Annotated in this window: 22 protein-coding genes; 15 read left to right on the top strand and 7 right to left on the bottom strand. The window is 60.4% G+C overall.

All coding sequences use genetic code 11. From position 1 onward, the window contains the following. Positions 1-71 precede the first annotated feature (71 nt). The 10 genes from tmpA to HNO52_RS05330 all read left to right on the top strand — a co-directional run bounded on the left by tmpA (position 72) and on the right by HNO52_RS05330 (position 10,253). Entirely contained in the window at positions 72-1,190 is a 1,119-nt protein-coding gene (gene tmpA / locus HNO52_RS05375; RefSeq protein WP_197568159.1) for a 2-trimethylaminoethylphosphonate dioxygenase, read from the top strand. Beyond that, on the top strand, positions 1,187-1,774 hold the full coding sequence (locus HNO52_RS05370) for an HD domain-containing protein (protein WP_197568158.1): 588 nt from the start codon (positions 1,187-1,189) through the stop codon (positions 1,772-1,774). Before tmpA ends, HNO52_RS05370 begins: the two co-directional genes overlap by 4 nt. Further along, the gene (locus HNO52_RS05365) at positions 1,771-3,369 is read left to right on the top strand and encodes a 5-guanidino-2-oxopentanoate decarboxylase (protein ID WP_197568157.1); all 1,599 of its coding nucleotides are present in this window, start codon (positions 1,771-1,773) and stop codon (positions 3,367-3,369) included. The genes HNO52_RS05370 and HNO52_RS05365 overlap by 4 nt, the downstream gene beginning before the upstream one ends. 94 nt (positions 3,370-3,463) lie before the next feature. After that, complete coding sequence (locus HNO52_RS05360) at positions 3,464-4,405, top strand: glycine betaine ABC transporter substrate-binding protein (RefSeq protein ID WP_197568156.1); 942 nt, start codon at positions 3,464-3,466, stop codon at positions 4,403-4,405. 54 nt (positions 4,406-4,459) lie between these two features. Beyond that, entirely contained in the window at positions 4,460-5,671 is a 1,212-nt protein-coding gene (locus HNO52_RS05355) for a pyridoxal phosphate-dependent aminotransferase (RefSeq protein ID WP_197568155.1), read from the top strand. Continuing rightward, the gene (locus tag HNO52_RS05350) at positions 5,668-6,465 is read left to right on the top strand and encodes an ABC transporter ATP-binding protein (RefSeq protein WP_197568154.1); all 798 of its coding nucleotides are present in this window, start codon (positions 5,668-5,670) and stop codon (positions 6,463-6,465) included. Before HNO52_RS05355 ends, HNO52_RS05350 begins: the two co-directional genes overlap by 4 nt. A gap of 34 nt (positions 6,466-6,499) precedes the next feature. Next, positions 6,500-7,273, top strand: a complete 774-nt coding sequence (locus HNO52_RS05345; protein WP_232090585.1) for a transporter substrate-binding domain-containing protein — start codon at positions 6,500-6,502, stop codon at positions 7,271-7,273. 84 nt (positions 7,274-7,357) lie between these two features. Continuing rightward, positions 7,358-8,065 carry an ABC transporter permease gene (locus tag HNO52_RS05340; RefSeq protein ID WP_197568153.1) on the top strand — a complete coding sequence of 236 codons (708 nt, stop codon included), beginning with the start codon at positions 7,358-7,360 and terminating at the stop codon, positions 8,063-8,065. Position 8,066: 1 nt separating this feature from the next. Next, a complete protein-coding gene (locus HNO52_RS05335) occupies positions 8,067-8,792 on the top strand; it encodes an ABC transporter permease (RefSeq protein ID WP_197568152.1) in 726 nt (241 codons plus the stop codon). A 15-nt stretch (positions 8,793-8,807) separates the two neighbouring features. Beyond that, on the top strand, positions 8,808-10,253 hold the full coding sequence (locus HNO52_RS05330) for an aldehyde dehydrogenase family protein (protein WP_197568151.1): 1,446 nt from the start codon (positions 8,808-8,810) through the stop codon (positions 10,251-10,253). Positions 10,254-11,181: 928 nt separating this feature from the next. Here HNO52_RS05330 and HNO52_RS05325 read toward each other — a convergent pair. The 6 genes from HNO52_RS05325 to HNO52_RS05300 all read right to left on the bottom strand — a co-directional run bounded on the left by HNO52_RS05325 (position 11,182) and on the right by HNO52_RS05300 (position 17,339). Beyond that, positions 11,182-11,964, bottom strand: a complete 783-nt coding sequence (locus HNO52_RS05325; RefSeq protein ID WP_197568150.1) for an SDR family NAD(P)-dependent oxidoreductase — start codon at positions 11,962-11,964, stop codon at positions 11,182-11,184. Between the two features lie 421 nt (positions 11,965-12,385). Then, positions 12,386-13,894, bottom strand: coding sequence for a tripartite tricarboxylate transporter permease (locus HNO52_RS05320; protein WP_197568149.1), 1,509 nt, complete (start codon positions 13,892-13,894; stop codon positions 12,386-12,388). 10 nt (positions 13,895-13,904) lie between these two features. Continuing rightward, positions 13,905-14,408 carry a tripartite tricarboxylate transporter TctB family protein gene (locus HNO52_RS05315; protein ID WP_197568148.1) on the bottom strand — a complete coding sequence of 168 codons (504 nt, stop codon included), beginning with the start codon at positions 14,406-14,408 and terminating at the stop codon, positions 13,905-13,907. Between the two features lie 92 nt (positions 14,409-14,500). Continuing rightward, entirely contained in the window at positions 14,501-15,460 is a 960-nt protein-coding gene (locus tag HNO52_RS05310; RefSeq protein WP_197568147.1) for a Bug family tripartite tricarboxylate transporter substrate binding protein, read from the bottom strand. Positions 15,461-15,676: 216 nt separating this feature from the next. Beyond that, on the bottom strand, positions 15,677-16,558 hold the full coding sequence (locus tag HNO52_RS05305) for a beta-keto acid cleavage family enzyme (protein ID WP_197568146.1): 882 nt from the start codon (positions 16,556-16,558) through the stop codon (positions 15,677-15,679). Positions 16,559-16,625: 67 nt separating this feature from the next. Continuing rightward, positions 16,626-17,339, bottom strand: a complete 714-nt coding sequence (locus tag HNO52_RS05300) for an SDR family oxidoreductase (protein ID WP_197568145.1) — start codon at positions 17,337-17,339, stop codon at positions 16,626-16,628. 277 nt (positions 17,340-17,616) lie between these two features. Between HNO52_RS05300 and HNO52_RS05295 the strand changes: the two genes are divergently transcribed. Continuing rightward, positions 17,617-18,339, top strand: a complete 723-nt coding sequence (locus tag HNO52_RS05295) for a GntR family transcriptional regulator (protein WP_197568144.1) — start codon at positions 17,617-17,619, stop codon at positions 18,337-18,339. A gap of 379 nt (positions 18,340-18,718) precedes the next feature. Here the strand turns inward: HNO52_RS05295 and HNO52_RS05290 are convergent, their stop codons facing one another. Further along, positions 18,719-19,120 carry a hypothetical protein gene (locus HNO52_RS05290; RefSeq protein WP_197568143.1) on the bottom strand — a complete coding sequence of 134 codons (402 nt, stop codon included), beginning with the start codon at positions 19,118-19,120 and terminating at the stop codon, positions 18,719-18,721. A gap of 318 nt (positions 19,121-19,438) precedes the next feature. Here HNO52_RS05290 and HNO52_RS05285 point away from each other — a divergent pair, with 318 nt between their 5' ends. The 4 genes from HNO52_RS05285 to HNO52_RS05275 all read left to right on the top strand — a co-directional run bounded on the left by HNO52_RS05285 (position 19,439) and on the right by HNO52_RS05275 (position 21,195). Next, on the top strand, positions 19,439-19,657 hold the full coding sequence (locus tag HNO52_RS05285) for a hypothetical protein (protein WP_197568142.1): 219 nt from the start codon (positions 19,439-19,441) through the stop codon (positions 19,655-19,657). Between the two features lie 76 nt (positions 19,658-19,733). Continuing rightward, a complete protein-coding gene (locus HNO52_RS21425) occupies positions 19,734-19,961 on the top strand; it encodes an S-adenosylmethionine synthetase N-terminal domain-containing protein (protein ID WP_197568141.1) in 228 nt (75 codons plus the stop codon). Positions 19,962-20,119: 158 nt separating this feature from the next. Next, positions 20,120-20,272 carry a transposase gene (locus tag HNO52_RS21420; RefSeq protein ID WP_442907114.1) on the top strand — a complete coding sequence of 51 codons (153 nt, stop codon included), beginning with the start codon at positions 20,120-20,122 and terminating at the stop codon, positions 20,270-20,272. A 107-nt stretch (positions 20,273-20,379) separates the two neighbouring features. Further along, a complete protein-coding gene (locus tag HNO52_RS05275) occupies positions 20,380-21,195 on the top strand; it encodes an IS3 family transposase (RefSeq protein ID WP_442907113.1) in 816 nt (271 codons plus the stop codon). The last annotated feature ends 17 nt before the right edge of the window (positions 21,196-21,212 follow it).

Raw genomic sequence — 21,212 nt, 5'->3', positions numbered from 1 at the left:
ATCAAGTCAGGTTCGGCGGGGAGGGGTAGTGTGGAGCGCAACCCCGTAGCATAGTCCGTGGAGATGCCGCCATGACACAAGTCACCCCCCTGGCCAATCGTCGGCGCCTGGTGATCGATCACCACGACCGGACACGAGAATTCGCTGCACTATGGCTGCGCGAACGAAGCCCGGATGCCGAGACCCGGGACCCGCGCACCGGCCAGCGGCTGATCGAGGCCGCCGAGCTACCGCTGGACCTGAGCATCGAGAGTGCCGAGGTCCATGATGGCCGGCTGAACATGCGCTTCAGCGACGGACATCACTCCGCCTTCGACCTCGCGGCGCTGTTCGACGACCCGGCCAGCGATCCACCCCTGAGACTCTGGGATGCGGTCAGCGCACCGCGCCCAGAGGCTGACTTCACCGCCGCGCTGGAAGAGGACTCGGCGCTGTCGGAGATGCTCGAGGCACTGCATCGCAACGGTTTCGTGATCGTCTCCGGGGTACCCATCGAAACTGACGGTATGCAGCCACTAATCGACCGCATCGGTCCCCTACGACGCACCAACTGGGGCGGCATCGCCGACGTCAAGTCGGTAGCCGATGCCTACGACCTGACCATGACCCAGCGCGGTCTGGAGCCGCATACCGATAATCCCTACCGTGACCCAATACCCGGGTATATCTGGCTGCACTGCCTGACCAACGCCGCTGAAGGCGGTGACAGTACCCTGGCCGATGGCTTCATGGCGGCCCGGCTGCTGCGTGAGCGTGATCCTGAAGCCTACGACTGTCTCACCCGGGTTACCCCGGGGTTCCGCTACCGCGACGATGACACTCATCTCGAGAGCGAGGGGCCACTGATCGAGCTGGACAGCCACGGCGAGCCGGTTCGGGTGCGCTATTCCAACCGCACCGAGCGAGTCCCGGCCCTGCTTGTTGAGGAGCTTGAGGCATACTATGCCGCTCGCCAGGCCTTCTATCAGCTGATCACGGGAGAAGAACTGACCCTTCACCTCAAGCTCGGCCCGGGCCAGATGCTGATCATGGACAACTATCGCCTGCTGCATGGCCGCAGCGCCTTCCAGCTCGCCGGTGGCGTACGTCACCTGCGTCAGGGCTACGTCGATCGTGATAGCACGGCCAGTCGGCGCCGCGTGCTGCGCCAGCGACTCGCCACCACCCAGTCCCATGGAGAGCCCGCATGAAACAGGCCCGCTTCCGCCACTTCGGCGAGGCCCAGCGTGATGACTGGGCGCTGATCGACAACCGCTTCCGAGACTATGTCGCCGATGCGCCGCGCCGGGTGCTCGGCCACCTGCACCGTCTGGCCGGCGACCATCACGGCTATCCGGTGGATCGCTACGAACACAGCCTGCAGACGGCAACCCGAGCGCTACGTGACGGCGCCGACGAGGAGATGGTCGTCTGCGCATTGCTCCACGACATCGGCGACGAACTGGCCCCGGCCAACCATGCCGAAATCGCCGCGGCCATCCTCGAGCCCTTCGTCGATCCGCTCAATGCCTGGATGATTCGCCATCACGAACTCTTTCAGGGCTATCATTACCGCCACTTCTTCGGTCAGGACCCCCACGCCCGGGAGCAGTACCGCGATCATCCGGCCTATGAGCGCACCGTGCGCTTCTGCGACCACTGGGATCAGACCAGCTTCGACCCCGACTACGACACCCTGCCGCTTGAGCATTTCGTGACCATGGTGGAAAGGGTCCTGGGGCGCACACCCCATGGCGGGCTGCCCGAGCCGCTTCCCGAGGAGGCGCTGCGATGAGTCGGACCTGCGCCCAACACCTGCTACGCCTGCTGGAAGCCTATGGCGTGGATACCGTCTTTGGCATTCCGGGGGTGCATACCATCGAGCTCTACCGTGCGCTGGGCGACAGCGCGATCCGCCATGTCACCCCGCGCCACGAGCAGGGTGCCGGCTTTATGGCCGACGGCTACGCCCGGGCCAGCGGCCGGCCGGCGGCCTGCTTCATCATCACAGGCCCCGGCATGACCAACATCGCCACCGCCATGGGTCAGGCACTGGCCGATTCGGTGCCGATGCTGGTGATCTCGAGCGTCAACCGCCGCGACACCCTGGGGCGCGGTCAGGGGCGCTTGCATGAGCTACCTGGACAGCAACAGACGCTGGCCGGCGTCAGCGTATTCAGCCACACGCTGCACGACCCGGCGGCGCTGCCGGAGATCCTGGCCCGCGCCTTCACGATCTTCCGAGGCGCGCGTCCCGGGCCGGTGCACATCGAGATTCCCATCGATCTGTTCGATGCCCCGGTTGACGAGACTGTGCGGCGCCCCATCGAGGTGTTCCCCCCGGCGCCCGCCCCGGCCGCCATTGCCCTTGCTGCCGAGTGGCTGACCCGCGCTGAGCGTCCTCTCCTGCTGCTAGGCGGTGGCTGCGTCGCCGCCCCCGAGGCCGCCCGCGCTCTGGTGGAACGGCTCCATGCCCCGACCCTGACCACCATTAACGCCAAGGGCGTGCTGGGTCTGGATCACCCCCAGGACCTGGGAGCCACCGGCAGCCTACCGGCCGCACGCCGCTTGGCGGCCGATGCCGACGTCATTCTGGCGCTGGGCACCGAACTGGGCGAGACCGACTACGACCTGGTGTTCGACGAGGGCTTCCGCCTCACCGGACGGCTGATTCGTGTGGATATCGATCCCCAGCAACTGGGGCGCAACCACGCCGCCGACCTGGCCCTGGTAGCCGACGCCGGCGAAACCTTGACCGCCCTGCTGGACGCACTGCCCGGGGAGCGTCGTGATGATGGTCGCGCCTCGCAGGTACGCCGCGAGCTGGCACTGGCCGAGGACCCCGAGCTGGCACCCTATGCACCGCTCTATGCCACGCTCCGGGCAACGCTGCCCGACGCGATCCTGGTGGGCGACTCCACCGGGCCGGTGTATGCCGGCAATTATCTCGCCTCATTGCCCGCGCCACGCCGCTGGTTCAATGCTGCCACTGGCTACGGCACCTTGGGCTATGGCCTGCCCGCCGCCTTGGGCGCCGCCCTGGCCTGCCCCGAGCGGCCAGCCGTGGCCCTGGTCGGTGACGGTGGCTTGCAATTCGTGATCGGCGAACTGGCCACCGCCCGGGATCTCGACCACCCAGTGGCCGTGGTGATCTGGAACAATCATGGCTACGACGAGATTCGCCGCTACATGGCCATGCATGAGGTGCCCCAGCTCGGCGTCGACCTGACGGCCCCGGACTTCGCGGGCCTGGCCACCGCCTACGCCTGCCGCTACCGCAAGGTGGACGATCCGGCAACCCTCGGCAAGGCCCTGGGGCAGCTGGATGCGGCGCGTTCCCCCCTGTTGATCGAGGTGGATGCCGAGGCTTGGATGGCGGCCATGCAATGACCGTCCCCCGCTCCGTGACCATCCACCGGGGTCACGATCAAGTGGCCCGCATCCAAAGACCACAACTCACAACGAGCCATTGAGGATTCCCGACATGCGTAGACCCGCCCTCCTGACCACCCTGGCCCTATCCGGTCTGCTGCCGCTCGGCGCCCAGGCGTCACAGGACGCCAGCGACGAACTGCGCCTGGTGGTGCCGCCCTGGCCAGGAGTAACCGTCAAGTCCGAGATTCTGGCCCAACTGGCCAAACCGCTGGGCTACCAAGTAGAGGCCCTGGAGATCAGCTCGACGGTGGGGTACCAGACCCTGCAGAGCGGCGAAAGCGATGTCTTCCTGGCTGGCTGGCTGCCCTCCCAGCAGCAAAGCTACGACGCCGCCATGGAGGCCGGCGGCATCGTCGACCTAGGCAACAATGTCACTGGCGCCCGCATGGGCTTTGCGGTGCCGGGCTATGTCCACGAAGCCGGCATTACCCATGCCGAGCAGTTGGCCGACGCGGAAGTGCGCGAGCGCTTCGGTGGAGAAATCTACTCCATCGAGAGCGGTTCCACGGTGAGCGATCACCTCCACGAAGCTGTCGAGGCCGATACCTATGGACTCGGCAGCTGGAATCTCCGTGAGTCCTCTACCCCAGGCATGCTGGCCGAGGTAGACGCAGCCAAGCGCGAGGAGCGCTGGATCCTGTTCTACGGCTGGACGCCTCACTGGATGGCACCGGCGTATGACATGGAGATCCTCGATGATCCGGAAGGCGTGTTCGGCGAGAACAACGGACAAAGCGATGTGCGTACCATCGTCGCCCGCGACTACCATGCCGCCAATCCCAACATGGTGCGCCTGCTGGACCAATTCGAGCTGACCGCCGACGAACAGAGCGAGTTCATCCGCGACTACGGACTTGAGCAGGGCGACCTGGAGACCGTCGCCCGAGACTGGCTCCAGGCTAACCCCGAGCGGGTGAGCACCTTTCTCGAGGGGGTCACCTCCCGCGATGGCGAGCCGGGCCTGGAAGCGGTGCGCACCAGTCTGGAGTGATGCCCGCCGGGCCGGAGGGAATCCGGCCCAGCGCTTACCACAGCGAGGAACCCCATGCGCTATTCACGATTGACCGAGCGGATCGCCGGCGAAGGCGCCGCAGCCTGGGACATTCATTACCGCGCCCTGGCGCGTCAGGCAGCCGGTGACGACATCACCGTGCTCTCGGTGGGCGACCCCGACTTCGACACTCCGGCGCCTATTGTCGAGAGCGCCGTTGCAAGCCTGCGCGGTGGCGCTACTCACTATCCCGACGTCCAGGGCAAGCTGATGCTTCGCCAGTCCATCGCTGGCGACTATCGCCGCCAGGGGCTCGAGGTGGGTCCGGAGAATGTCATCGTCATGGCCGGCGCCCAGTGCGGGCTCTATGCTGCCGCGCAGTGCCTGCTCGATCCTGGTGACGAGGTGCTGGTGCCCGAGCCCAGCTATGTCACCTATGAAGCGGTGCTGCGCGCCACCGGTGCCGAGCTGGTACAGGTGCCGCTGCGCGGCGAGGCGGACTTCCGCCTGGAGCCGGCGGCCCTGGAAGCCGCCGTAACCCCACGCACCCGTGCCATCCTGCTTAATAGCCCCCACAACCCCACAGGGCAGCTGATCGACGCAGCAGCCTGGGAGTCCATCGCCGAGCTGTGCCGTCGTCACGACCTCTGGCTGATCTCCGACGAGGTCTATGCCGAACTGATCTTCGAAGGCGAGCACATTTGCCCCGCCTCCTTGCCAGGCATGGCCGAACGCAGCGTGGTGATCAGCAGCCTATCCAAATCTCACGCCATGACCGGCTGGCGCCTGGGCTGGATATTGGGTCCCGAGCCGCTTATCCAGCATCTGACCCATCTGGCGTTGTGCATGCTCTACGGCTGCCCGGACTTCATCCAGGACGCCGCCTGCGCCGCTTTCAAGGCGCGCCCCGCTGAACTCGGGGCGATGCGCGAGATATACCGGGCACGCCGCGATACAGTCTGCGAGGCCCTCGCGGAGAGCCCTGCGGTCACAGCAATTCGCCCGCCGGCAGGCATGTTCCTGATGGTGGATGTTCGTGCTACCGGCCTCTCCTCGCAGGCCTTCGCTGACCGCCTACTCGACGAGGAGGGTATCTCGGTGCTCTCCGGCGAGGCCTTCGGGCCTTCAGCGGCCGGCTTCGTGCGTCTCAGTCTTACCGTGGAGGCCGAGCGCCTCGCCGCAGCCAGCCGCCGCTTGGCTGCCTGTGCCGAACGTGCTCGCGCCGAACTGCCACAGACCCCGGCCCAGGAGGCCCAGTGCCTATGACATCATCGCTAGAGCGATCATCCCATACACGGGCCACCACTGCGGCTGCGGTGAAGGCCGACCACCTGACCAAGCATTTCGGCGAACTGGAGGTGCTCAAGGGCGTCTCCCTCGAGGTTACCGAAGGCACCGTTACCTCCATCATTGGCGCCAGCGGCTCTGGTAAGAGCACCCTGCTGCGCTGCATGAACCTGCTGGAAAGGCCCGACCAAGGCAAGCTGCGGATTGCGGATGAGACGATTCGCTTCACTCGCAATCCACAGGGCGACATCATCGGTCTGGACCGGCACCAGCTGCAGCGGCTGCGCGCCAAAGTCACCATGGTCTTCCAGCAGTTCAACCTCTGGCCCCACCTGACCGTACTCGGCAATGTCATCGAGGCTCCCATGCGGGTCAAGGGGCTCTCACGCAAGCGGGCCATCGCGCTGGGCAAGCACTACCTGGAGCGGGTCGGCATGGCCGACCGACACGACGCCTATCCCGCCTTTCTCTCCGGGGGCCAACAGCAACGAGTTGCTATCGCCCGCGCCCTGGCCATGGAACCGCGTCTCCTGCTCTTCGACGAACCTACCTCGGCTCTTGACCCGGAACGGGTCAATGAAGTGCTCGGAGTGATTCGCGGCCTCGCCGACGAGGGCCGCACCATGCTGCTGGTCACCCACGAGATGCACTTCGCTCGGGAGGTCTCCGACCAGCTGGTCTATCTCGATCAGGGGCGCATTGCCGCCTCGGGTCCCCCGGAAGATGTCTTCGATGATCCCCGCTGCCGCCAGTTCATGGCGCCTGCAGCCTGAACGCTCCACTAACCATAACGACAGGAGAAGCGCCTTGAAATATCCGATTATGATGGCCGTCACCCTAACCGCCCTGGGCCTTGGCCAGGCGGCCCAAGCCAATGACCCCCTCCAGGTGGGCATCTCAGGCGAGCCCTATCCGCCCTTCACCTATAAAGCCGCAAGCGATGACTGGACCGGCTTCGAGGTAGAGCTGGCTCATGCCCTGTGCTCGGCCATGGAGCGCGAGTGCGAAATAGCGCCCACCGGCTGGAGTGGCATTATCCCTTCTCTCAAAGCCGGCCGCATCGACATGATCATGAATTCCATGTCGATCACCGAGAAGCGTCAGCAGGTCATCGACTTCACTCGCCCCTACTACTTCACTCCAGGTTCCTATGTGGCAGCCAGCGAATTGGAGCTCGATATTCCCGACGGCTTGGACGGCCTGGTGATGGGTGTGCAGGGGGCCACCACCAATGCCACCTACGCGCGCCGTGAACTTCGCGATAGCGGCGTGGATATTCGCATCTACGACCAGGCGGAACAGGTCAATAACGACCTGCTGGCTGGACGACTGGACGTGATCCTTGCCGACGAGATCGCCATGGTGCAATTCCTTGAGCGCGACGAGGCCGAAGGCTTCGAGATCAAGGCCACCGCCCCCCGACATGCCGCTTACGGCGAGGGCATCGGCATCGGCCTACGCCAGGAGGACGATGCCCTGGAGGACGACCTCAACCAGGCTATTGCCGCCGTGATCGAGGATGGAACCTGCGCCGACCTTTCCGAGGAGTACTTGGGCACTGACGTCTGCGTCTACGACTGAGCCACCACCGACAGTCATCGCTACCCTCGACGCCGATGCCGGTGTCGGGGGCATTTCGTCCTGTGACCGAGGAAAGACTCGACCATGATTGCCATGACACCGGAAGGGCTTGGCGACTGGGCCGGACCCATTTTGAGCGGGGCCCTGACCACCGTGCAGATCGCTGTGCTGGCCTATGCCATCGGCCTGTTGCTGGGGTTGCTGGGAGCCGGCGCAAAGCTCAGCCCCTGGGCGACCCTGCGTGGCGTGGCCACTGCCTACTCTACGCTGATCCGAGCGGTGCCGGAGCTGCTTCTGATCATCCTGCTCTACTACGCCGGCGCCCAGGTGTTGGACACGTTGCTGGCACATTTGGGCATGGCTGGCGCCGTGCAGATCACCGGCTTCGCCACCGCCGTCGGCGTGCTGGCCTTCGTCCAGGGTGCCTACATGACCGAGGTGTTCCGCGGTGCCATCCTGGCCATACCACGTGGACAGTTGGAAGCTGCCGACGCCTTCGGCTTCTCGCGCTGGACCCGCTTCCATCGCTTCGTGCTGCCGGCCATGTTGCCCAATGCCCTGCCGGGCATGTCCAACCTATGGCTGATCCTGATAAAGGACACCGCCTTGATCAGCGTGATCGGCTTTAATGAGCTGTTCTTCACCATCCAGCAAGCCGCCGCCAGCAGCCGCGCTTACTTTCTTTTTTACGCCACCGCAGGTGTCATCTACCTGCTGATGACTCTGACCTCCACGGCGCTGTTCGCCCGCCTCGAGCGCCATGTGCGTCGTGGCCAACCTACGGAGGCCTGAGATGAACTTTTCCTGGCTTAGCGATCCCTTCTATCAGGGCTATCTGTGGGAGGGCTTCATCAATACGTTATGGCTTTTGGCAGTCTCGGCGATAGGTGGACTTCTTCTCGCCGTGGGGGTGGCCCTGGCCCGACTGCGCGGTCCCCGCCCCCTGGCCTGGCTGGTCTGGGCCTTCACGACTGTCATCCGTGGCACCCCGCTACTCGTACAGCTTTTCTTCTTCTACTACGGAGTGGGGCGCCTGCTGGAAGGCGTGCCGGGCATACAGGACAGTGTCTTATGGCCACTGCTGCGCGACCCCTTCTTCTTCGGCGCCCTGACCTTCATTCTCAGCGTCGGCGCTTACTCAGGCGAGGTGATTCGTGGCGCAATGCAGAGCGTGCCTCGTGGTGAGCTGGAAGCCGGCCGGGCCTTCGGTCTCTCCGGTTTTCAAGTGCTGTACCGACTTTGGCTACCGCGGGCCATTCAGCTTTGCCTGCCGACCCTGACCGGCGAAATGATACTGCTGCTTAAGTCCGTACCCCTGGTCTCCACCATCGCGCTGATGGACTTGTTGCAGGCGGCCAACATCATTCGCGACGAGACATTTCTGGTCTACGAGCCACTGCTGTTGATCGCAGGCATTTACCTGGCCACCACCATCGTACTGACACTGATGCTGCGCCTGGTGGAATTGAACTTCCCTGGAATGCAGCCAACACGGCGCCGTTGGCTACCCATTCGCTGAGCAAGACGAGACATTATGATCACCTTGACCGAGCAGTTTATCGATAATACCTGGGTTAGCAGCCGTGCCGAGGCGCGCCTCACGGTGCTGGATCCATTTCGCGAGACGGTGATCGGCGAGGTGACCCGCGGCAACCCGGCGGATGTGGACGCCGCGGTAACTGCCGCGCGACGGACCCTGCCCGGCTGGCGGGCCACTCCGGAAGCTCGGCGCGGCGGCTACCTGGATGCCATTGCCACGGGGCTCGAGGCGCGCCGCGAGGACCTGGCCGAACTGTCAAGCCGCAACAACGGCAAGCCCTTGGCCGAGTCCCGACAGGACCTGGACGATGCCATTGAATGCTACCGCTACTACGCAACCCAGGCCCGGGACCTGGGCGAGCGCCAGGGCCAAGCTGACGCGAGCGGCATCGAGGGGCTCTCAGCACGGCGCTATTGGGATCCCATCGGCGTGGTGGGGCTGATCACTCCTTGGAATTTCCCTCTGGTCAGCAGTGCCTGGAAATTGGCTCCGGCACTCGCCGCCGGTTGCACAGTGGTGTTCAAACCCTCCGAGATCACGCCCTTGCCAGAGCGCGCACTGGCAGAAGTCATGCTGGAAGCAGGATTGCCCCCGGGGGTGTTCAATTTATTACATGGCGACGGCGAGAGTATCGGCGCCCCCCTGAGCCACCATGCCGGCGTCGACAAACTCTCCTTCACCGGCAGCAATCCGGTGGGCGAGCTGGTGATGCGCGCCGCCGCACCCGGCGTGAGACCGGTCTCCCTCGAGTTGGGCGGCAAGTCACCGATCCTGGTCACTGAAGATGCTGACCTCGGGCTCGCCCGCGACCTTGTGTTGGCCGGCATCTGCTACAACGCCGGTCAGATGTGCTCAGCCACCAGCCGTTTACTGGTCCATGAGAGGCTGGCGGACGAGCTATATTCAGCCATCGACGCCGCAATGAGCGCACTGCGTCTGGGCGACCCCCTAGCGCCGGAGACTGAGATGGGGCCATTGGTCAGCGCCACTCAGCGCGATCGAGTGCAGGGCTACCTAGCCATTGCCGACAGGGAGGGATTACACAGCAAGACCCCCTCCCCCCCCCTGCCCGAGCGAGGATTTTTCGTCGCCCCGCGTCTTTACCGGGACGTCCCTTCCAGCAGCCGCCTATGGCGAGAGGAGATCTTCGGGCCAGTACTCTGCGCACAACGGGTCGCCAGCGACGATGAGGCCATCGCCTTGGCCAATGACTGCGATTTCGGTCTGGCTGCCACCGTGGTGGCCGGTGACCCAGACCGCGCAGAAACCATCGCCCGGCGCCTGGAGGCGGGCAATGTATGGTGCAACTGCGACCAGGTGGCCCCACCGCACGCGAGCTGGGGCGGCATGAAACGCAGCGGCATCGGCCGCGAACTCGGCCCAGCCGGGCTCGATGCCTACCTGGAACCGAAGCGTATCACCCGACCGGCGGTGAATTAAGTTGCCTCAGACAGTCAGGGATCACATTTATAATGACTGATGGAAAGGCCAGTTAAACGAGCAGGCTATCAATTGGGATGATTGGTGGGCCCAGCTGGACTCGAACCAGCGACCAAGGGATTATGAGTGCAATTTTGCTAATATTGAGGACCGCGCCTGCCATGCGGTTATCTTTTAAAATCAGATAGTTGAGAATTTCCACTACTTACACTAACCACACCGATTCCTCGCAATCAGCAACCAACCAGCAACCAACGTAAGCCTCCGTCGAATACCGCCGGCGCGTGGTTAGGCGTTTTTGCCAGTACTGCGGCAGGGTTCGTGGAAATGGCTGTCCTTGTGAAACGGGAGCCGCTCCAGCACGTCCTTCAGGTAAGTGATGGGCTCATGGCCGTACGGGCGACAGCCGGCACGGCGGGGGTCGAGGGGCGGGCTAGGCACGAGCCGTCCTCGCGCGGAGCGCAAGATCGCCAAGGATGCGCAGGGTGGCGAAGCAGCCCGAAGGGCCGAAGCCCGGAGCAGCCCGACCGCGGGCGAGGAAAGTGCCGGCGGGGGTGGTCCAGGGTCAAGAGGTGATGTAGCCCTCGAAGCGGTCAAAGGCCATCATCAGCGTTATATGCCGTAACGAGTGCCCCTGCTAGCGAAACTACCAAGCTCAGAGGGCGAATTCCTCTACACGAATCTTAGTAGCAGGCCACTTGCCGCCCTTCTGGCAGCATAGCCGGGTAGATAGCCGCAGCAAGAGTTACCTGCGAGAAGCACTGCAACAAGGCTGACACCGAGCGCGGTGTGTTTTCATCAAACCGAGACCAGCATCCATTTGGATGCCGGTCATGGCAAGAACGTCAGGACTTGGGACCTGGGCAAGTGTCTCAGTCCCTCTTCATTTCTCTCCTCCCTGTGGTTTTTCTGCCAAGTATTCGACGGGCTAATACATAACCGCTCCGCCACAGATATTGATATCCTGGCCGGTTATCACCCAAGACTCATCCGAACAGAGGTAAACTACGCAGTGTGCAATATAATCGGGATCAACAAACGTTTTAAGCGCCGTTACCTCTGCCTTCTCTGTTGCCACCTCTTCGTAGCTCTTCCCTGACGCTTTCATGATGCCTTCAAAAACATGCTGCTGCCGTTCGCCGGTAACAGAACCGGGACAGACGGTGTTTACCCGAATTCCGAACTTGCCGACCTCAGCTGCCAGGGAGCGGCCAAGGCCGATGACTCCCATCTTGGAGGTCGCATAGGCGAGCCTGAGCGGCAGCGGCCGCTTACCGGTGATTGAGGCCACATTGATGATGCTGCCGGCTTTACGCTGTTTCATCACGGGAATGACGTGCTTGGAACTGAGGAACACTCCTCTCAAATTAACGGCCATAGTCACATCCCAGCCGTCGACATCCACCTTGTCTGTTTCATCCACCGGCCCCATGATGCCGGCATTGTTCACCAGTATGGTGACTGTGCCGAACCGCTCTACGGCAAACGCTATGAGCGCTTCAACCTGCCGCTCATCGGTGACATCTACTCCCATTCCCGCAGCCTCGCGGCCGTATGCGCGGGTAATCCCTACAGCAGCCTCCTCGGCGGCAGCGGCATCTATGTCTGCAATGACGACATGAGCGCCCTCGGAAGCAAGCTTACTGGCGATATGGAGACCAATCGCCTTCGCCCCGCCGGTGACAATAGCTACATTTCCCTCTAATTTCATAATGTTGTTCCTTTTATGCGTAATTTAAACTACGGTGTCCAGGCGATCGGCGGATTGCTCTTCCCGTCAGCCATCACTTCAACTACCATCGGAGCGTCGATCCTCAGAGCCCTCTCAAGGGTGGGAACGATATCCTCGCGCCTTTCCACACGATCCCCACACATCCTATATTCTCGGCAACCTTCCCAACGCAGGCCTCCACCTTTTGTTTATTGGTAATATCGGCAGCGAAGGCAAGATGTGCTGCTCCGAAGAGGTCGCTGACGTGGCGGGCGCTGGCTTGCTTTTATTCCTTCCGGAGATCGGCCAGTGCGGTGAGAGAGCCGCTGATGAGAACGCTTCAGCCAGGCCCTTCTCTATACACCCCGCTCCCCCGGTTATCACTACATGCTTTGCTTCAACGCTGAACAGTTCACCCTGATCATGCTTCATTGTTCTTTCTCCTATTAGAGATTCTTTCAGCGATGATCGGATAGAGAATGGAGACAAGGGAGAGCAGAAGCAGCACGACAGAGATGGGACGCGTAAGAAAGGGGGTTACATCGCCTCCTGTCGACATGGTGGCTAAGCGCCAGTTTTTCTCGATAATTTCGGTAAGAATATATCCCAGTACAATTGGAGCGAGGGGAATGTCGTTCTTTACGAATATGTAGCCCAAGACACCGAAGACCAGCAGGACCCACATATCGAAGACGCGGTTGTTCAGGGAGAAGACACCGATGACGCACATCATCATGATGGTCGGAAGCAGGAAATGCTTGGGTACCTGGATCATGCGGGCGAGCTTTCTCATCAGCCCCCCCTCTATGAAATACATCATGACGTTGGCGACTAAGAGGGCGACAAAGATCGTGCCAACCACATCGGCATTGTTCGTGAACAGCAGCGGTCCAGGCTGGAGGCCGTGGATCATGAGACCGCCCATGAGAATAGCGGTCACCACGTCTCCCGGTATGCCGAGGGTCATCATCGGGACCAACGCCCCGCCTGTTACCGCATTATTCGAGGTCTCCGAGGCGATAATTCCTTCGTAATGGCCTGTTCCGAATTTCTCTTTCTGGCGGGAAGCCTTCTTTGCCTGATCATAGGCTATAAATCCGGCGGTGCTGCCCCCGGCTCCCGGAAGAATCCCGATAAAGGTACCGATTGCCCCAGAGCGCAGGAAATTAATGACCTGATGTTTGACCAGCTTGAAGGGCATGGTCAGCAGATTCCGTTTATCCTGCAGTTTTATCGCCTTCGTCGCGGTGTTCACTTCCCTGGCGTCGAGAAAGATCTGGGTCGCCGCATAGAAGCCCAACATGGTGGCCAGAGCGGAAAACCCGCCCTCCATCTGGAGAAAGCCGAGCGTGAAGCGTGGACGGGCGGTGACCGGGTCCATCCCGACTGTTGCTATGAGCATGCCGATCAATGCGGCGATCAGCCCCTTGTTGAGATTCTTCGCCGAGAGACTGGCGACAACCGACAAGCCGAATACTCCCAGGGAGAAGTACTCCCAAGGTCCGAACTTGAGGGCGATCCGTGCCAGTTGCGGGGCGATGATGATAAGAATGACGGTACTGAAGATCCCCCCGACAAGCGAGGAGAAAACACCGATCGAGAGTGCCTCGAGCGGTTTCCCGTTCCGTGCCATGGGATAGGCGTCGAAGGTTGTCACAATCGATGAAGGGGTTCCGGGAATCTTCAGCAGCGTTGCGGAGATAAGACCGCCTGATATGGCGCCTACATAAATGCCCAGAAGCAGCGAGAGACCATTGAAGGCTCCGAGCCCGTAGGTGAACGGCAGCAGCAGGGCCACAGCCAGCGTTGCCGTCAAGCCCGGTATGGCGCCGAATATGATTCCGAAAAACACACCCCCGGCTATCAGCAGGAGAGGCACTAACGCAAATACATGTCCGATACCGAACTGAAGTGTCTCAAGAAATACCATAGAGGCCCCTCTATATGAGTATGCCCTGCGGGAGGAATACTGAAAGCACTGTGCTGAAGAGCACATACGCCGCAAGGCTGATGCCAATGACCACCGATACCGTAAAATACCAGGGGTGTTTCTTGTGAATCGAGCCGAGATAGAGGCTCGTTGCGCTCATGAAGGCTATTGTAGTGATCAAATAACCGATGAACGGAATAATGAGGATATACAGCGTTGTTGCTACGACCATAACCAGTACAGCCTGCTCATTGGTGGCTCCCATTTCCGGCTGTTCGAGACCACTCTCTGCGGCGGCTTCTGCCGACCCGCTTTTTCCCCGTCTATTCTGCATCACTGCCTTGATAATAAGGTATAGACTCGATGCAGCCAGAAGCATACTCACCACCCGCGGAAAAAAACTTGCTCCGGCCATCGGAGCAGTGATGGTGCTCTGGGTGATGTTGTAACTGCCAGCAAAGAAGAACGCACTCACAAGCAGCAGAAACACACCTATTCCTATATCTGACTTCACGATGGCTTTTCCATTGTTTAATCGTTACTGGTCACAGCCGGACGGAAAAGTCACATCCGACCGTGACACTTCACGTGGACGTAAACAGTCTTCTACTGTTCAGCTTTGAGCAGGTGACTGATCTTCGCAACTTCCTCGTGATTCCGCTTGATTTCAGCCAGGAACTCATCGGAATCCCTGAATTCGATCTGATATCCTAGCTTCTTCATAACGTCGATGAACTCCTCATTCTTCGTAGCCTCTTCGAAGGAGTCCGAGACTCTGCTGACTACTTCATCCGGAGTTCCCGCAGGTGCGAAGAAGCCTCTCCAGACCTGGAAGACGAAATCGATTCCCCGCTCTTTGAGCGACGGCACGTCGGGTGTCAGGTAATGCCGCTCGGACCCGGTTGTTGCCAAGATTCTCAGGTCACCTGCCTCAACCATGTCAATGATTTCTGAGACCTGTGAGCTCATTACGTCAATATGGCCGCCGGCCAATGCAGCACGGGAATCAGCCCCGCCCGAGAAGGGGATGAGGTTCACATCGATTCCGGTCTCATTTGCAAAACTTGCTGTTACCGTATGCGTCGTTCCGCCGACACCGGCGAAGCCGTAGCTGAGATCGCCCGGGTTTGCCTTAGCATACTTGATGAGTTCCTCGATCGTCTTGAACGGAGAATCCGCATTTACTGAAATCGCGCTATCCTCTAAGGTAATCGAGGAGATGGGAATGAGGTCTTCCCACGGAGGGGTATCATACAGACCTGCATGATACCCGATTGCGATTGCCATGACATGGCCGAGCAGGGTATATCCGTCGGGGCGGGCATTGACCACTTCCATGGTACCTATCTTCCCCCCGCCACCGGCGATGTTCCTGACCACAATGTCGTCCGCAAGGTCACTGAACCTAATAACATTACGGGCAAACGCATCTGTTCCCCCTCCGGCACTGTATGGAATTATCATCTGAATCGGCTTGTTCGGATATTCAGCCTGCTGGCCTTGCGCCGAGAGACTACCGGTAGCGAGAATCGCTACGGTTGTCATAAGCACTAATACCTTTTTCATCACAGTCTTCCTTTATTTTTGGCAAGTGATTCTATTTTAACGTAAAGCAGCATCTATACCCGTAAAATATTATTTTAATATTTTACGGGCTTACTTGCTGTGCATTTTGGTCTTACGATGTTTTCTAATCATATCCAGCCTCACTCCTTTAGAAAAATGCTACTTGTTTTTTGTAGCAAAGCTTCCCTACGCCGGCAAACGACACAGGGGCGAAAATCATCGTTTCGAGAGGCCGAGCAATTCGCGCGCCTCATCTGGCGTCGCTACGTTGCCACCCATTCGCTTGATAATGGTAACCGCGTTCTCCACAAGTTCGGCATTGCCCGCGGTAAGTTTGCCCCGTGATATATAGATGTTGTCTTCCATGCCGACCCTGACGTGGCCACCAAGTAGATAGGATTGGGCGACGATGGGAAACTCCATGCGTCCGATTCCGAATGCAGCCCATCGAGCATTATCTGGGAGAATGCTTCGCGCATAGAGCAGCGTCTCGGGTGTCGCCGAGAAACCATATTTGGCGCCAAGAACGATCTGGAAAAGCGGTGGGCTTTCTAAGACCCCTTCCTTGAGAAGATCATGAGCGAGGTGAATGTCGCCGCTGTCGAAACACTCGAGTTCCGGCATCACTCCGGCGTCCCGCATCATTTCCGCCATGATTCGAACGTTACTCGGTGTATTGATCACCACGGAGTCGCCCGAGAACATCGTGTTCAGGTCGAGGCTGCAGATATCCGGCTTGATCTGAACGACATGCTCCACGCGTTCTTGTGGTGGCAATAGTGTCGTGCCGCTCGCGGCCACCTTGGGATCATCCTTGTCCGGAACAAAGCGCCCGCCTGGTCCAGTAGTTAGGTTGATGATGACCCCGGAGCCCTTTTGCCTCAGTAGATCCACAACCTGACGGTAGAGGTCCACGCGCATGCTCGGCGCACCGGTCTCCGGATCGCGCACGTGAATATGCGCAATGGCCGCACCAGCCGCCTCTGCCTCGAGAATCTCAGAGACGATTTCCTGCGGAGTTATCGGCAGTTTCGGGTGCTGTTTTGGGCTTGTGATGTTCCCGGTGACTGCGACTGTAAGAATTGTTTTTTCTTGCAAAACCGGCTCTCCATTTTAGCTAGATTGGTGAATGGCAGGGAGTGAATGTCAGCCCCGGTCAACCAGGTCAGGCATGATCGCCTGTCAGGCCTCCGCAGACATGCAACGCTTGCCCGTTAACAAACCCTGAACGCTCATCAAGGAAGAAGCTCACCGCGTTTGCGATATAGTCTGGCGTGCCAATGCGGCTGGTGGGTATCGCGTCGATAATTGCGCGAGTTTTCGGATCATCGGACGGATTATTACGGTAAAAGGCGGTCGTCTCTATGGTCCCTGGCGCAACGGCATTTTCAGTGATTCCGAAGCCGGCAAGTTCAAGGGCCCATGTCTTAGCCATCGAAATCAACGCGGCCTTGCTTCCGCCGTAGAAGGTGCGACATTCCTTTCCGAGCGCCGTGCGGCTGGCGATATTCACAATGCGCCCGAACCCCGCATCCCTCATGCCCGGCATGAGTGCTTGAGCGCACTGTGCGTCAGTACGAACGTTCAGCGTCATGACAGTATCGAAATCATCCAGCGACAGCTCTTCGAGAGAAGCTGGCTTCACGACGCCGACATTGTTTACCAGTCGCGTAATCGCTCGCTCGCGCAGTATCTCGGCAAGTTCAGCCCGGGTCGCGTCCGGGTCGGATAGACCGACTTCGTGGTACTCCCCGATAGCCCTATCCTCGGGGGGACTCTGGTCGAGGATGATCGGGTGGTAGCCGTCAAGGCGGGCACAGCGGGCGATCACCCAATCGATATTGAGGGAGCCCCCCGTGATAAGGACGTGCTGTCTCAAACCTTCTCCTCCTCGCGATTCGCGCGTGAACCCGCTTGGCCGGCCTCATGCTCGATCAAGGCTTGTGGCGACTGGAGCCGCTTGGCGAGCCTCTTGGCATCGTGATCTCATTGGTAGCATCGCGTGATCAAACCAGTCAAGCCAATTTGATCATTCCTGCCTCTGGACTCGATCATAGTGTGTCACTATCATGTACTCAGTAATCATCAGGACGACGGGGCGCCCGCACAAAGGTGGACCACAGACCGTGAGGACAACGAAGAGGACATCCAACGACATGGGGCATGAAACGACGCACGCCCGCGTCTATCGCTTGTTAAGGCAACAGTTGATGAGTGGCGACTACCTCCCGGGGAGCTCACTCAGTATTCGCTTTGTAAGCGAGACGTTCGATGTGAGCGCGACCCCGGTGCGCGAGGCGCTCAAGCGCTTGGAGTCCCAGTACGCACTCACTAAGGGTCCCGGACGAACCATGATCGTCCCCCAGCTGTCGCTTGGTGAACTGAAGGACATGCGCGACATCCGGCTCAACCTGGAAGGCTTGCTGGCGGCGAAAGCGGCTGAGCGGGCAACGACTGAGGAGGTCGACGAAATCGCCAACATCTGTAGCCAGATGGAGACTGCGATCAATGAACGTCACCTTGATGAGTATTTCCGCCTGAACGCGGATTTTCATCGGGCCGTCTACGTCGCGAGCAAGGCGGAGGTGGCCATCGGCTTCGTCGATAGCCTCTGGATGCGCGCAGGACCCTACATGCGGCTCCCCGTCGCCGCCAAATCGGAGTCCGGCTTCAGCGAGGGGAGGCGACTCCCGATGGAATGCCACTGGGCATGCACGGATGCGCTTCGTCGTCGAGATCCCGAAAGCGCGCGCAAGTCCATCGAGACCGACATCTGGACCGCGAGCGCGCGAACCCTAGAGCACTTAGCCGAACAAAGCCGCACGCAACTCGATGGCGTCATACCGCAGTTCACTCTCCGTAGAGCACACGACGCGTAGTAAAGTACGCCGCTCAACAAAATCAGCCGAACACCCGCCCTGGTGGTTTCACTGACCAAGTGCAACACGTGACCCATTAGGTACGGTGTTGCCATGACTCACTGCTATCGCCATCTGTCTGATGAAGACCGAGCCGTCATCATGATGATGCGAGGTACGAATTCGATCCGGGCCATCGCCACTCTTCTGGGCCATGCGCCTAGCAGACACGGCCGCTGAATGCGCCCCAAGGCGTCGCGAAGCGCGGCCGTTTCCACTCGAGCGGCGAGAGTCGGCACGACAGCAACATAGCGTAAGCCGTGCGAGCCGATGATGCGCCCGGGCAAGCTGCAAATCTGCTAGAGAAGAGCCTCCACTTCCCCGGTCAAGGGCCGGAACCTCAATGGTTCAAGAAAAGGTGGCCACCGGTGACACCATCTAGCAGTAGTGAATGATCTCCGTACTGCGGATGGTGGGTACTGACCTCCCATAGCGGTTTGCGCAGGTGCAGCACCTTCTCGATGACCACCTCGGCGGAGTCGCGGCGTTTTAGCCCGTGTCGACGTGACTGCATCACATGGCGCTTGGCGTGGCGCTCCAGCGATGCATCATCCAGCGTCGGCGCTGGCAGATACGCCCCCTCCAGCGCCTCCCCCAGCACTACCGACTCGATGGTCGTGCTCACGCCCTGGCAGCGATCCACGCAACAGTGCATGATCTCGCGGCGCTGGTGCAGGAACTTGCGGTATTCCCAGCCGAAAGAGCACAGCAGATAGGGAAACCCAATGGGTTTGACGTGCAACCAAGCCGCATCAAGGATCGCGCCTGCAACGCATGTCTTTGGAATTTCAAAAGGTTATGGCTTTCCACACATTACATGGCTCACACCGATTTCACCCACTCAGCAACCAAAACGCAACCGGGCAGGATGCCCCGCTTTTTCCCAGCTCTCTCATCTTGGGCGTGGTGCACCGGGGCACCGGGGCACCGGGGCGCCGACTGGGACTTGAGATCATGGCGAGGCCCATATCGCTATCCTTGCAGGCGCACCACCGAATCTCACCGCACCGGGTAAAAGACGTCACCCCAATGACCGTGGGCGTTGTTGAGCAGGATCTCGATGATCACCAGCACCACCCATCAGCGCATCCTCGGCGAGCTGAAGACCGAGATCAACCGCCTTATCAGGGAAGCCGAGTCCCAAGCCGAGGCGGAGATCATCGTGCTGGCTCGCCGCCTCGGCCTAAGGCCCGGGTTTGCCGGTCCGTCACCGTCCGCCTGGTATGCCAACTGTCCTGGAAAATCCCCACCGCTTGATGGTCAGCAACAGCGCCAATGAGTTTGGCTACTGCTACGTCAAAGGTGGCAGTGCCGAACTCGAGGCGTTGGCCACTCAGCGCAAGTGAAGCCCGCTCGTGAGCCGCGGCTACCTGTTCACTTCCGAGTCGGCTTCCGATGGCCATCCCGACAAGCTCGCCGACCGGTTAACTGACGCCATCCTGGATCGCTACCTGGAGATCGAGCCGATGGCACGGGTCGCCATCAAGACTCTGGTCGCTCCCCTCCTCTGCGCGGTTGACCCGCTTCGACACCTGCAAGCCCTTCAGCTTCTCGGACAAGAGATCATCCACAGCGGATTTTGAATCCGTATTTCGACAACCACAGGCCGCGCTTGCTACGGGCTTTTGTCGATAATTCATCTACTTGAAATTTTACACTGGTTGACCTTATCCCCCAGAAACCGGTCCACCATCAATGTGAGATTTCCGCTATGTTTATCCTGATAGCAGGAGATCTCGCGATGAAGCGAAACCGACATACCGAAGAGCAGATCATCAGCATCCTCAAGGCCAACGAGCGCGGCGTCTCGATCGCCGAGCTGGCCCGGCAGAACGGCGTGACCGAGCAGACCCTCTACCGCTGGAAGGCCAAGTACAGCGGCATGGAAGTCTAGGAGGCCAAGCGCCTGCGCGAGCTGGAAAGCGAGAATGCCCGATTGAAGAAGCTGCTGGCGGAAAGCACCCTCGACAATGCCGCGCTCAAGGAGAACGTTTCGGGAAAGTGGTGACGCCCGAAGCGAAGCGGCGTGCGGTGAAGCACCTGGTGACAGGCGGCTGGCTCAGCCAGCGAGGCGCCTGTCGGCTGCTGGGCCTGGCCAGATCAATGGCTCGATACCAGGCCATACCGCGTGACGATGCGCCGCTTCGGGCACGCCTGCAAGCCTTGGCGACCTGCTATCCCCGCTACGGCTACTTGCTGCTGCACGCACCGTTGCGTCAGGAAGGCTTGGTGCTCAATCGCAAGCGTACCTACCGGCTGTACTGCGAGCATGGCCTTCTAGTTCGGACCCGGCGGCGCAAGCGGCTAATCCGGCCAAGGACATCGATGCCACTGCCGGACCGGCCCAACCAGCGCTGGTCGATGGACTTCGTGTCGGATCAGCTGGCCTCGGGTCGTCGCTTTCGTGTGCTGAGCATTGTGGACGACTTCAGCCAAGAGTATGTCGGGCAACTGGCGGACACATCCATTTCAGGACGTCGGCTGGCCCGGTTCCTGGATGAGATCGCGCAGCAGCGCTCATTGCCAGCCTCGATTGTATGCGATAACGGGCCGGAGCTGACCAGCAAGGCAATGTTCTTCTGGGCGCGTGAACGGAAGGTGACGCTCGTTCATCCAGCCGGGCAAGCTGACGCAGAATGCGTTCACCGAGAGCTTCAACGGCAAGTTCCGAGACGGCTGCTCAATCAGCACTGGTTCTTGAGCCTGGCGGATGCACGACACGTAATTACTGAATGGAGAACTCACTACAACCATGTCAGACCGCACAGCTCGCTGGGCTATTTGCTACCGGTAGCGTATGCCGAGAAGTGCGCATGAAGCAGCGGATCCTCACA

It is taken from the genome of Halomonas sp. MCCC 1A13316, assembly GCF_014931605.1.
In the GTDB taxonomy this organism is placed as follows: Bacteria; Pseudomonadota; Gammaproteobacteria; order Pseudomonadales; family Halomonadaceae; genus Halomonas.
Note: the sequence above shows the minus strand (reverse complement) of the source record. Positions and strands in the feature narration are given on the sequence as shown.